At 61.0% G+C, this 12,067-nt stretch carries 11 protein-coding genes; 4 read left to right on the forward strand and 7 right to left on the reverse strand.

Annotated features, from left to right (window positions below):
• Nucleotides 1–249 precede the first annotated feature (249 nt).
• Nucleotides 250–1,272, reverse strand: a complete 1,023-nt coding sequence (locus NKH89_RS09870; protein WP_352591597.1) for a glycosyltransferase family 2 protein — start codon at nt 1,270–1,272, stop codon at nt 250–252.
• Between the two features lie 398 nt (nt 1,273–1,670).
• Nucleotides 1,671–2,000, reverse strand: coding sequence for an exopolysaccharide production repressor protein (locus NKH89_RS09875; RefSeq protein ID WP_352895156.1), 330 nt, complete (start codon nt 1,998–2,000; stop codon nt 1,671–1,673).
• A 548-nt stretch (nt 2,001–2,548) separates the two neighbouring features.
• On the opposite strand from NKH89_RS09875, the gene NKH89_RS09880 reads away from it, so the two are divergent.
• Together NKH89_RS09880 and NKH89_RS09885 are read left to right on the forward strand one after the other, a co-directional pair.
• Nucleotides 2,549–3,226 (forward strand): sugar transferase, encoded by a 678-nt coding sequence (locus NKH89_RS09880; RefSeq protein WP_292659405.1) that lies wholly within the window; start codon nt 2,549–2,551, stop codon nt 3,224–3,226.
• A gap of 179 nt (nt 3,227–3,405) precedes the next feature.
• Entirely contained in the window at nt 3,406–4,629 is a 1,224-nt protein-coding gene (locus NKH89_RS09885) for a polysaccharide biosynthesis/export family protein (protein WP_084642532.1), read from the forward strand.
• Between the two features lie 125 nt (nt 4,630–4,754).
• Here the strand turns inward: NKH89_RS09885 and NKH89_RS09890 are convergent, their stop codons facing one another.
• Nucleotides 4,755–6,026 (reverse strand): O-antigen ligase family protein, encoded by a 1,272-nt coding sequence (locus NKH89_RS09890; protein ID WP_352790656.1) that lies wholly within the window; start codon nt 6,024–6,026, stop codon nt 4,755–4,757.
• A gap of 330 nt (nt 6,027–6,356) precedes the next feature.
• Between NKH89_RS09890 and NKH89_RS09895 the strand changes: the two genes are divergently transcribed.
• A complete protein-coding gene (locus tag NKH89_RS09895) occupies nt 6,357–7,109 on the forward strand; it encodes an SDR family NAD(P)-dependent oxidoreductase (protein ID WP_352908670.1) in 753 nt (250 codons plus the stop codon).
• Nucleotides 7,110–7,149: 40 nt separating this feature from the next.
• Here the strand turns inward: NKH89_RS09895 and NKH89_RS09900 are convergent, their stop codons facing one another.
• Together NKH89_RS09900 and NKH89_RS09905 are read right to left on the reverse strand one after the other, a co-directional pair.
• Nucleotides 7,150–7,731: a DUF1349 domain-containing protein gene (locus tag NKH89_RS09900; RefSeq protein WP_352790657.1), complete on the reverse strand. Its 582-nt coding sequence runs from the start codon at nt 7,729–7,731 to the stop codon at nt 7,150–7,152.
• Nucleotides 7,732–7,777: 46 nt separating this feature from the next.
• Nucleotides 7,778–9,214 carry an aldehyde dehydrogenase family protein gene (locus tag NKH89_RS09905; RefSeq protein WP_352908686.1) on the reverse strand — a complete coding sequence of 479 codons (1,437 nt, stop codon included), beginning with the start codon at nt 9,212–9,214 and terminating at the stop codon, nt 7,778–7,780.
• A gap of 177 nt (nt 9,215–9,391) precedes the next feature.
• Here NKH89_RS09905 and NKH89_RS09910 point away from each other — a divergent pair, with 177 nt between their 5' ends.
• Nucleotides 9,392–10,423 (forward strand): hydroxyacid dehydrogenase, encoded by a 1,032-nt coding sequence (locus NKH89_RS09910; protein WP_352483965.1) that lies wholly within the window; start codon nt 9,392–9,394, stop codon nt 10,421–10,423.
• A gap of 27 nt (nt 10,424–10,450) precedes the next feature.
• Here NKH89_RS09910 and NKH89_RS09915 read toward each other — a convergent pair whose 3' ends face one another.
• Nucleotides 10,451–10,936 carry a hypothetical protein gene (locus NKH89_RS09915; RefSeq protein WP_352908672.1) on the reverse strand — a complete coding sequence of 162 codons (486 nt, stop codon included), beginning with the start codon at nt 10,934–10,936 and terminating at the stop codon, nt 10,451–10,453.
• A 104-nt stretch (nt 10,937–11,040) separates the two neighbouring features.
• A partial coding sequence (locus NKH89_RS09920; RefSeq protein WP_352908674.1) for a molybdopterin dinucleotide binding domain-containing protein occupies nt 11,041–12,067 on the reverse strand: 1,027 nt, incomplete at its 5' end.

Consider the following 12,067-nt stretch of genomic DNA (forward strand, 5'->3'; position numbering starts at 1 on the left):
GCGCCCCATCATCGTCGAGACGATGACCGGCCTTGGCGCCCGTCCACGTTCAAAAGACATTTCTCGCATCGTCCAGCTCCTCTGACAGGGGATGTCTCGGGCCAGTTCGGTTGGCCGTCCAAAATTGCTGCACCGCAACATAGATTGCCATTCCCCGCGCGCATAGGCAACCACCTAGATCGTAAACTCATAAATCGCGTCGAAATGGTGCGAGCTGACCGAGGTAAGGCGATCGCCACGTTGACGAGCCTAGCTTTCGCCGGCTGTGCTGGTTCCGGCCATGAGGAAGCGCAGCGGCGGCACATGCTGACGCTTCGCGGCGAAGCCAGCGCGGCGAAACAGCGCATCCAGCTTGTCGGAGGCAACGCCGCGGACGACGGCCGTGAGGTTGGACGAGCCGGCCAAGGCATAGGCCACAGCCGGCGCCAGCCCGCGCTCAGTCTTCACGTCTAAGAACTTCCGCAACCGGTATTTGTCGCGAATGTGCCGCTCGTGCCTTCTCAGCGCAGCCTTCGATGCCTCCGGCAAACTGTCGATCGCAAGCAGTGCCAGGTCGGCATCGGCCAGATGCTTCAGATCCTGGGTGTTGTGCCGTCCGCTCAGCGAATCGGCGCGCACGATCGCGCCGTAGCCACAGGATTTGATGACCTTGAAGCGCGCGCCATGCGCAACCGCGCGCGCATAGAGTTCATAGTCTTCGCCAAGGCGCAGCTTCTCGTCGTAGCGCAGCCCATGCCGATCGAGGAAGGCGCGGCTGATCACGGGTTTGAGGAAGCCCAGTTCCCCTCGTTGCACACGGCGCCTGGAGATGTTGGCGTCGATGAAACCCTCGAAATCGAGGAATTCCGGCTCGGGCGAAAACGGTGGAGCGACGATTTTCGAGACGTCGGTTGCCGCGTCATCCCTGACAAGCATGATGTTGTCTGCCGCGAAATCCCAATCGGTGCTGGCGAACAGTCTGTGAAACCTGCCTTCGAAAAAGAAATCATCAGCGTCCAGGATGCTGATGAACGGCGACCTGGAACCGGCTATCGCGGCGTTGCGGGCAAAGGAGGGGCCGCGATTGACGTCGAAGCGGATGACGGAAAGGCGGCCCGTGCCGTCGTCGGCTGCATGGGCGACTTTCGCGGTATCGTCGGTGGACGCGTCGTCGACGACGACGACTTCCGCAACCTCCGGCTCGCGCAATGCCGATGCAATGGCAGCCGGGATTGTCCGCGCCGCGTTACGGGCAGCGATGATCACGCAGACTTGGGATGATGTCATGGACATGCCTCTCGATTGCAGAAATCGTTGCGGATTTCCTCGCCCTCCCCGCTCAATGCCTCACCGCCCGTCTGACATGCATCGGCCCAAATGCCTATGCTGCAAGTGCGAAGCAAGCATCGCCAAAATCATCGGCGCCGTCCAGTTTTTCATTTGGCTGGGTGTCATGACGCGGCTGGGCAGGCGGCGAGCCGCAATCGGGATAGCTCCCGAAAGGCGCCGCTTGGCAGAGCCGCTCCTGCACGGCCCGGATCAAGCCACTGGCGCGCTCAGTTGGCCAACCAGTCACTGCCGAGTAGGTCGTGGCGATGGAGAGCGGCCGCTTGGTGGAGGCCGGGAGCATCGAGGAATTGAAGAAACGGGATGCCGACTTGCGGCGTGTTGCTGGAGGCCAACGCCCGAAATCAGTGAAGGCCTCTCCTGGCGCTTAATTTCTCGCCTTCGGCCGCTTCGTTCGAACTCAGCTTTCGTTCTGCGTCGCGAATTTTGTCGGCCGAGGTCGGGGCATTTCTTGCGACCATGGCAAAGACCAGCAGAAAATAACCGAGTTGGATGACTATGGCGCAGCCGATGACGCGAAAAAGCGTCGTGCCGAGCGAGGCGCCGCCCAAATAGGACCAGACGACCACGATCGCCAGCGCAAAACACATTCCGATAATGAACTTTGGCAGTGACATACCCGATAGCCCATCAACCGGCTCGGGAAAAAATGTCGACAAGCCCACCCCGAGCACCTCCCTTAAACTCTGCGAGCTTGTTTAGGTTGCCCGCTTCTGGCCGGTTGCTTCCGGCCTTGCCCAATCTGTCCATACTCCGACAGAAACAATTTGCAACTCTATTGAGGCGAGCAATAGGCGGCAAGGGCAGCTACGGAATAATTTTAAGCGAATCCTCAGGATCGCCTCTGCCATGGTGCAATGCACACGTCGGCATCACCACTGATTGACGGATATCGACTCGCTCCAGTAAGATTTATAATATTGACCAGTATCTTATCATAACATCAGTCGATATTTTGAACTTCTAAGTGACGGCAAAGCTCCACAACCGGGTATAAAGAGCGATTCGCCCAAAATCAGCCCCAAAATTGGACTAGATTTTCCAAAATTGCCCATAATCTGTCGCCTTTGCGACATAAAGGCAAAATTTTGTGCAGGACGAGTTCATTATTTAGTCAGTTCATGACGCGACTATTACAGCCGGCTGGGAAATTGTGTGTTGCGCTGCAGCATTTTTTTGGTATCGTGCGCTAAACCATCCGTTCAACGTATGGAGTTTACGCATGAGGGACGTAGCCAAGCCGGCCGACGCGGATTTTTCGCAGGCCGGCGTCGATTTTCCGCCGCCGATCGGCGGCCTGCTCAAACGCAGCTTCGATATTGCCGGTTCGCTGATCGGCCTGATCGCTCTCAGCCCGCTGTTCGTGATGATAGCGCTGCTTGTCAGGTTTTCCGATGGCGGGCCGATTTTCTATGGTCATAGCCGGATCGGCCGCGGAGGACGGATTTTTCCGTGCCTCAAGTTCCGCACTATGGTTCCAGACGGCGAGCGGGTGCTTGCTGCCTATCTCGCCGCGAATCCGGAGGCCAACGCCGAATGGATAGCGACCCGCAAGTTGAAGAACGACCCGCGGATCACGCGCGTCGGAGCGGTGCTGAGGAAGCTCAGCCTCGATGAGTTGCCGCAGATCATCAACATCCTGCAGGGGGATATGAGCCTGGTTGGGCCTCGTCCCGTGGTACGCGATGAGTTGGAGATCTATGGCAATTCGGCCGTCTATTACCTGAAATCGCGCCCCGGCCTGACCGGGCTCTGGCAGGTTAGCGGACGCAACGATGTTTCCTACGACAGCCGCGTCGCGTTCGATCGACACTATGTCGAGAACTGGTCGATGTTCGAAGACATTCGCATCATCATCAAGACCGTACCTGCGGTCTGGATGTCGCGAGGCTGCTACTGACGGCCGCTTGCTGGCCGTGCATCGAGGAGCGACTGTCCGGAATTCGAGCCCGGAACTCAGGCCCCGGGACTCAGGCATCGGGCGGGGCAAACCAGATCGGAAACGCTCAGTTGAAAGCAGATATAATCGATATCTTTTGCACCGGCATTCTCTCCAGACGCATGCGGCGAGTACGACTTTTGACGACTTGCCTCACGCTGGCGACCGGCCTGTCGCTGGCCCTGCCGCAGTTTGCCTTCGCCGATGACTATCGGCTTGGAGCACAAGACAAGCTAACCATCCGCGTAGCGGAATGGCAGACTGTCGAAGGCACGTTCCGTGACTGGTCGGCCATCAATGGAGAATACACGGTCGGGCCGGCAGGAACCTTGTCGGTGCCGTTCGTCGGCGAGATGCCCGCATCCGGCAAGACGACCTCGGAGATCGCGGCATCGCTCGGCGAGGCGCTACAGCGTAAGCTCGCCCTGGCTGACAAGCCCGAGGCTTCCGTCGAAATGGCGCAGTACCGGCCGTTCTATATTTCTGGCGAGGTGCAATCGCCCGGACAGTATCCTTGCGTGCCTGGGCTGACGGTGCTGAAAGCGATGAGCATTGCCGGCGGAACGCGGCGGAACTCGGAGAGCGGGCAGCGCTACGACCGCGACCTGATCAATGCCAAGGGCAATTTCGACGTACTTCAAGACCAACAGGTCAGGCTGATCGTCAAGCGCGCCCGCATCGAAGCGGAACTGGCGAACAAACCGTCATTCGAAGTGCCGAAAGAAGTGGCCGACGATCCGAAGCTGCCCAGCATCGTTGCCGATGAGACGGCGATCCTGGCGGCCGACCAGAAGAAACTCAACCTACGCTTGCAGGCGCTCGACGACTTGAAGGCGCTGCTGCAGAGCGAGATCGATTCGCTGCAGAAAAAGATCGTCAACCAGCAGAAGCAGGTCGATCTGGCGAAGGAGCAGCTCAACGGTATCGGCTCGCTGGCGCAAAAAGGCCTGGTCGTCAACACCCGGGTTTTGAATTCCCAGCAAACCATCGCCGACCTCGAAGGCCAGATACTGGATTATGAAACGGCGATTCTCACGGCCAAGCAGTCGATCAGCAAGGCCACTCAGGACGCTATCGATCTGGAGAACACCCAGAACTCCACCCTCGCGACCGACCGGCAACAGACGGAAGCCGACCTCAACGAAGCGACGCTGAAGCTGAATATGGAAAAAGGCTTGATGACCGAAGCCCTGTCGGGCAACCCCATGCCGCAATTCTATGGCAACAACGAACCAGCCGCCATGTCGTTTTCCCTGGTGCGGGTGGTCGACGGCAAGACCAGCGAAATCACCGCCGACGAAGACACGCCGGTGCTGCCCGGGGACGTGATCAAGGTCAAACCGGCGCCCCTGGCCATCCAGTAGCTTCTTTCCACCGGAGCGAAGCACCCACCTCGCAGGCGGCGGCCTGCGGGGTTTTGGGCTTCGTATTTTATGGATCAGAAAACAAGGCGGCCTTTGGGCGACGAACAGCCCGGATCGGCCCCGCTCTAGCCTCGCACGGCGTCCGGTTCCTCGAGATGGTTCGCGGCGCTCCACCGGGAACGGGCGACGGACGGCACCTTCACCAGCTTGAAGTAGCTGTAATACAGCAGGAACGATCCCATGATGTAGGGATTGAGGGTCTCGACCTCGACGAAGGAGCGGATGAACAAAAGCACCATGACGCCTGCGAGAATCACAGACTCGGCTTGCCATGTCCTGAATATCAGCGCCGAGACGTGCCCCCAGAGCGTGCGCAGGATGATCAGCGACAGCAGTGTCGCTCCGACGAAGCCGAGTTCCACCAAGGTCTCGATGTAGGTGTTGTGGAAGTGGAAGCCGCTTCGGGCGGCGATGTAGAATTCATTCCACAGCCGCTCGGCCTCGGAGAAGCCCTGCACCCAATACGCCGCGTAGCCGACGCCGAGGATGGGCGATTGCTGCGCGGCATTCCAGCCCTGCTGCCAGAGGTAGGTTCGTCCGGTGAGCGTCGAATCCTTGCCGAAGAGGCCAAGGACAAAGTCCATTAGCCCGAGATTCAGCGCAATCACGGTGCAGGCGACCAGCCCGCCTGCACCGATCACGAAAATAACCCGGCGATGGCGGAGCGAAAGCAGCTTGCCCATGGAAAGCAGCGCGACCAGGGCGAGAACCGCCGGGGTCGATGCCATCGAAGTGGCCGAATGCGACACGACCAGCAGATAGCCCGACAGAAGGACGATTGGTACAATCAACAAAAAACCTATGCGGCCGCGCCTGAGAAAGGCCAGGTAGACAACGCAGAAATAGATGCCAAGCGATGCGACAAAGCCGATCTGGTTCTTGGAGCTGAAAGCGCCGACGAAATTGTATGTCCCGTCGAGAACGTCGTAGGAATAACTCGCGACCTTGAGCGAGTAGAGCAGGACGACGAAAATCCCTATTAGGGCGCCTATGGTCAAGGTCCGGACGCTGACCGTGCGCGCGGCAATGTAGGCGCATGCGATATGGGAACAATATTGCACGGCCGTCCTTGCCGTGGTGCCGGGAGCTGCCGACCAGAACACCGAGAAGCAGACATAGGCTGCAAACGCCAGCGGAAGCCAGGCGCTGGAAGCGTGCCTTAATATTTTCCGGTAGTCGACCAGGATGAGCGGCAGCCAGACTGCATAATAGGCCAGGATCATGGCCTGGCCGAAAATGGTCGAGTAGGAGAACGCCCAGATCGAGACGGCAACGGCAAAGCTGCCATAGACCGTGTTCTTGTCCGGATCGATCAACAGAGATTTTGGAATCTTCATCTCGGTATCGGTTTTCCGCCCTTGCAGCTCAATGCCGATTTCATGGGCCGCTCATGGGTCGATTCATTGGATCGATGGGAGCCTCGCCTGCAGGCGCTCGCATTGTGCAGTGCAATATAGCGCATCCGGCGCTGCATGTCACCTGGATGACAAACTGGGCGAAGTCGTTCCTGCAGTTCTCCCATGCCGGACGAGACGATTTGGCCAGGAGGCAGTGCCGTTCAATTGCCTGGTGCTGGCCCATCACGAAGCTGTTCGGAGGCTGCAAGTCCGCGCTTGAACTTGTCCGCCGTTGACTTCACATTCGCCGCCGATTGGGAGGAAGACCACATGCCGATGAGTTTCGCGGGACGATTTGCCGGACGATCTGCTGTTATCACCGGCGGCGCCTCAGGCATCGGCCTTGCCGTCGCGCAAAGGATCACTAAGGAAGGCGGGCGTGTTTCGGTCTGGGATCGCGATGCCGCCCAGATCGAGCAGGCCAAGGCCATTGTTCCAGGCCTGCACAGCGTCACCTTAGACGTCGCCGACCCCATAGCGGTCGAAGCCGCCGCCCGAGAGACGATCGAAGCGATTGGCGCAGTCGATGTCCTTGTCACCAGCGCTGCCATCACCGGACCGAACATGACGACCTGGGAGTATTCCGTAGAGGATTGGCGCCGGGTCATCGACATCAACATCAACGGCGTCTTCTTCTGCAACAAAGCGCTGGTCCCGCATATGCTCGAACGCAATTACGGCAGGATCGTCAACATCGCCTCGATTGCCGGCAAGGAAGGAAACCCGAACGCCTCGGCCTACAGCACCTCCAAGGCCGCGGTGATCGGCATGACCAAATCGCTTGGCAAGGAACTGGCCAAGACCAGGGTAACGGTGAACTGCGTCACGCGGGCGGCCGTGCGCACCGCGATCTTCCAGCAGATGAGCCAGCAGCACATCGACTTCATGCTGTCCAAAATACCAATGGCGCGGTTCGGCGAGGTCGAGGAGGTGGCGGCGCTGATTTGCTGGATCGCGTCCGAGGAATGCTCGTTCACGACGGCGGCCGTCTTCGACGTCTCCGGCGGCCGGGCGACCTACTGAGGCCGGCCGGACGCAAACCGCCCGACCGGATCGCGGCGCCTCAGTCGTGAAGCTGCCGCGAGATCGGCGGGCCGATCGAAAAGTCGCTGAATGTGACCTCGAAGCCCTCGCGCTGCGGCGAGCAGCACATCATGCCGACATCGACCGTTTTCGACGGCGGGAAATAGGCAAGCCGCACCGGCTTCCAATGTTTGTCGGTCGCGTCCAGATACTGGACACGGATCGTCTCGGCATGACGCGTCAAGCGGATCCTGACGCCGTCCGGGTTGGCCGGAATATTGGCCAGCGACCAGTCGGAGGCATCGTTGGTGACGACGACGGAAAAATACATCAGCCCGTCGGTGTATTCGATGCCGGCCTTGATCCAATGGGTCTCGCTCAGGCGGACCATAAGCCCGGCTTGGTCGTAAAGCACCTCATAGTGCCCCTTGGCCGTGACTTCGGCGCTGAAATCGCCCTCGACCTCACGATAGAGGAAATGGCCATTGTCACGCCAGAAGCCGTAGAACGTCTCTCGCCAGAAGTCGGTCTCCTTGCCGGTCCGCACATGCACCGTATTGTCGCCGAACTCGTGGTGCGGCGGCGGATTGAGCCAGGTCAGGTCCGTATTTTCAGATGCCATCGATTTGCTCGCCTGCCTGGCTGGTCCCGGATGAGTGCCGCCGTGATCAGCCAGCGAATGTATAGGCGGTCTTCACGGTCGTGTAGAACTCCGCGGCGTAGCGGCCCTGCTCGCGTGGGCCATAGCTCGACCCCTTGCGCCCGCCGAAGGGCACGTGGAAGTCGACGCCCGCCGTCGGCAGGTTGACCATGACCATGCCGGCTTCCGAATTGCGCTTGAAATGCGTGGCATGCTTGAGGCTCGAGGTGCAGATGCCGGACGTCAGCCCGAACGGCGTGTCGTTGGCCACCGCCAGCGCCTCATCATAATTCTTGACGCGGATGACGTTAGCGACAGGTCCGAAAATCTCCTCACGGGAAATGCGCATGGCGTTGGTGGTTTCGGTGAACAGCGCCGGTTGCAAATAGAAGCCGCGGGTTTCGCGATCGAGCCGCTCACCGCCGAAAGCGAGATCGGCACCTTCCTGACGTCCGATGGCGATATAGTCCTCGTCCTGTTTGAGCTGGCTCTGGTCGACCACCGGCCCGATCTGGGTCTTGGCATCGAGAGCGTCGCCGATGACCAGCTTGCCCAGGCGATCTTTCATCGCCTCGACGAAGCGGTCATGGATGCCGTCCGTCACCACCAGGCGGGACGACGCCGTGCAGCGCTGGCCGGTCGAGAAGTAGGCGCCGTTGACCGCGCAGTCGACGGCGACGGCAAGGTCGGCATCATCGAGCACGACAAGCGGGTTCTTGCCGCCCATTTCGAGCTGGAACTTGCGCATGTGCTCGACGCTGGCGGCGGCCACGCGCTTGCCGGTGCCGACCGAGCCGGTGAAGGTGATGGCGTTGAGATCAGGGCTGGCGAGCATGGCCTGGCCGACCACCGAACCTTTGCCCATCACCAGGTTGAGCACGCCGTTGGGCAGTCCGGCGCGGTGCAGGATGTCGACAATTGTCCAGGCGCTCTCCGGAACGAGTTCCGCCGGCTTGAAGACGATAGTGTTGCCGTAGGCCAGCGCCGGAGCGATTTTCCAGGCCGGAATGGCGATCGGGAAATTCCACGGCGTGATGATGCCGACGACGCCGACCGCTTCGCGGGTGATCTCGACGCCGACGCCGGGCCGCACGCTTGGCACCAGCTCGCCCGACAGGCGTAGCGTCTCGCCGGCGAAGAAGTCGAATATCTGGGCAGCCCGCACAGTCTCGCCAATGCCCTCGACCAGCGTCTTGCCTTCCTCGCGCGCCAAGGCCCGGCCGATTTCATCTTTCCGCGCGGTGATCTCGTCCGACGCCTTCCTCAGCACCGCGTGGCGTGCCAGCAGGCCCGATCGGGACCATGCCGGAAATGCCGCCTTCGCCGCCGCGATGGCCTGCCGGGCGTGCTCGGCGCCTCCCGATGCATATTCGCCGACCACGTCGTCGAGATTGGACGGGTTGATATTGCGGGAGCCGGCATCGCCCACCCACTCGCCATCGATGAGGTTCTTTCGAAACGGGATCATGTCGCTGTCTTCCTTGTCGTCCTTCGATCGCCGTCTATCTGGACCACCGACCGCCACACCGCAAGGCCGAAAGGCGGGCAAACTTCTCCTCCTCGACAGGCATGTGATAGGGGTCGGGCTGGAAAAGATGATTCCAGTATGGTGCGTCGTGGATCGCACGGGAGGAAAAGTATCATGTCCGACAACGCGTTGCCGCTGGTGATCAGCGCACCCCATCCACGCACGCTCGACCTGATCTTCACGCCGGCTGCGCTGACGAAATTTCGGTCGAAATACCGCATCGTCGAAACATCGCCCGAAGGTGTCGCGGCGCTGCCGGCCGATATCCTTGGCGAGGCGCGCTACATTGTCGGCCAGCCGCCGATCGCGCCAGAGACACTGGAAAAAATGAAGGCGCTGCGCTGCATCTTCAATGTCGAGAGCAACCTCATCAACAACATGCCATATGAGACGCTGTTTTCGCGCGGCATCCATGTCGTCACCACTGGGCTGGTCTTTGCCGAACCGGTGGCCGAGCTCGGCCTTGCCATGGCGCTCAACCTTGCCCGCGACATCGTCGATGCCGACCTCGCTTTTCGTCAAGGCAAGGAATTGTGGGGCGGCGACGGCAACCGGACGGCGCGGCTTCTTTCCGGCGCGGATGTCGGCATCATCGGCTTCGGCGATCTCGGCCGCGCGCTCAACCGGCTTTTGACGGGTTTTCGCACGCGGACAAAAGTCTTCGACCCGTGGCTGCCGCCGTCGATCCTGATCGAGAACGGCGTTGAGCCGGCCTCGCTCGATGAAGTCCTGTCGAGCAGCGATTTCGTCTTCGTCGTCACTTCGGTGACCAGCGAAAACCAGGGTTTCCTCGGCGCCGAAGCCTTTGCCAGGATGCGCGAGGGATCCGCTTTCATCCTACTCAGCCGGGCTGGCGTGGTCGATTTTCCGGCACTGATGGATGCTGTCCGCAGCGGCCACATCGTCGCCGCCAGTGATGTTTTTCCTGAGGAGCCGCTGGCCCAAGATCACCCGGTCCGCACATTGCCGGGGTTCCTGCGCTCCGCCCACCGGGCCGGCGCACTCGACATCGCTTTCAAGCGGATGGGCGACATGGTGCTGGAAGACATGGACCTGGTCGACCGCGGCCTGCCGCCGATGCGTTCGAAGCGGGCCGAGCGTGAGACCGTTTCGCGAATGCGCTCAAAGCCGGTCGACAAGAATTAAGCCGTCTGTCCCGACGGTCGCACATGCTCAGATCGTGAAGGACCAAAACAGGCAGGCCAGTGTCGCAGCGGCGAAGACGACGAAGAACAGGCTTCTCAACAGGATGTTGCGCCGCAGTTCGTTGATGAAGAGATGGCATCCGACGATGGCTGCGACAAACAGGAACCGCCAGTTCAGCAGTGCCGAGAGCACATCGTGCTGACCGAAAGCAAATCTGGCGGCGAGACATCCAACGATGACCGCGAACAACACGATGACCGTCCAGAAGATTGCATCGGCGGCATGCGTCAGGACGATGCCGGCGAGCCTGATCGGCAGAACCATCATCAGCAGTGCGCTGAGGAAGTAGACCGCCGCGAGCGGAATGAATGCCCCTGCATCGGCGACGTCACTCAAGCGCTTGGCGCCGATCGCGCCATAGGGATAGCCATGCCTGGCCACCGCCAGGCTGAGCGCCATCAGCAAAGCCGTCAGCACGTTCGCAAGCGCGAATGAGGTCAGGGCTTTACTCATGGGGCTCCCGTTCCGAACGAATCGAAGTCAGAACGGTGGTAGCCTATGGTTTGTAAATTGCTAGTAAGCATCATGCAGCGGCGCGGCAGAGTTCCTCGGCGCATTCACTCTGCAGCTTGCAGACGCCGCCCGTCGATAATGGTCTTGATCTCGGCGCGGCAGGAGCCGCAATTGGTGCCGGCGTGAAGGGCGGCGCCGATTGCCGCGACGCTGGTGCAGCCGCCGCGCACCGCTTCCGCGATCTGGTTGGCACCGACCCCGAAACAGGCGCAGACGGTGGCGCCGCGGTCGACGCTCTTGCCGCCAGGCCTGCCGGCGACGATCGCCAGCCGCGCCTGCCGATCGGCATGGTCGGCACCCAGTTGTTCGGCCGCCCAGCCGCGCGACACCGCTACCGGGGTAGGCGCAAGATAGAGCGCGCCGACCAGCCGACCGCCCGCGAAACGGGCGAAGCGATGGTGCCCGCCGGCGATGTCGTGATAGGCGAGCGCCTCGCCTTCCGGGCCGAACAGCGCGGCGGCAAACCCGGTCCAGTCGCGGCTGTCCTGCAGCGCAATTTCAAGGCGCCAGCCGGCGGGGCAGCGGGCGAGGCTCCAATAATCGGCGTCGATGGATGCGGGCCGTTCCGCAAGCACCGCGAAGCCGAAGGCCGTGGCGGCGAACCGCTCGATTCGGGCGGCAACGTTCTTTGAAGCCGGCTGGCCTGAAATCGCATCAGTCGTCGGCGCGACCAGGGCATCGACGCGCGCGCGCGCGGAAAACTGATCGGTCCAGTGCATCGGCACGAACACAGAGCCTTGGCGTTGGCGCCCTGTCACCAGCGCGCGGACCACGACCTCGCCATAAGCTGTCGAGACGCGCACAATATCGGCATCGCCGATGCCGTAGTGCTGCGCATCAGCCGGGTGAATTTCGACGAAAGGCTCGGCCATGTGCTGCGACAGGCGCGGGCTCTTGCCGGTTCGCGTCATGGTGTGCCAGTGGTCGCGCACGCGCCCGGTGTTGAGCACCAACGGGTAGTCCAGGCTGGTGCGGGTTTGGGCGGTTGGGCGGATGGCAATAAAGCGTGCCTTGCCGTCGGGTGTGTAGAAATTGCCGTTGGCAAAGAAGCGGGTGCTTTTGTCCTCCGGC

The sequence above is a fragment of the Mesorhizobium sp. M0923 genome, assembly GCF_040319365.1.
Lineage (GTDB): Bacteria > Pseudomonadota > Alphaproteobacteria > Rhizobiales > Rhizobiaceae > Mesorhizobium.

Excerpts from the sequence above, each read along its gene's own strand:
- NKH89_RS09870 (WP_352591597.1), bottom strand. The coding sequence starts at position 1,272 with ATGTCCATGACATCATCCCAAGTCTGCGTGATCATCGCTGCCCGTAAC.
- NKH89_RS09880 (WP_292659405.1), top strand. The coding sequence starts at position 2,549 with ATGAGGGACGTAGCCAAGCCGGCCGACGCGGATTTTTCGCAGGCCGGC.
- NKH89_RS09890 (WP_352790656.1), bottom strand. The coding sequence starts at position 6,026 with ATGAAGATTCCAAAATCTCTGTTGATCGATCCGGACAAGAACACGGTC.
- NKH89_RS09895 (WP_352908670.1), top strand. The coding sequence starts at position 6,357 with ATGCCGATGAGTTTCGCGGGACGATTTGCCGGACGATCTGCTGTTATC.
- NKH89_RS09900 (WP_352790657.1), bottom strand. The coding sequence starts at position 7,731 with ATGGCATCTGAAAATACGGACCTGACCTGGCTCAATCCGCCGCCGCAC.
- NKH89_RS09910 (WP_352483965.1), top strand. The coding sequence starts at position 9,392 with ATGTCCGACAACGCGTTGCCGCTGGTGATCAGCGCACCCCATCCACGC.
- NKH89_RS09915 (WP_352908672.1), bottom strand. The coding sequence starts at position 10,936 with ATGAGTAAAGCCCTGACCTCATTCGCGCTTGCGAACGTGCTGACGGCT.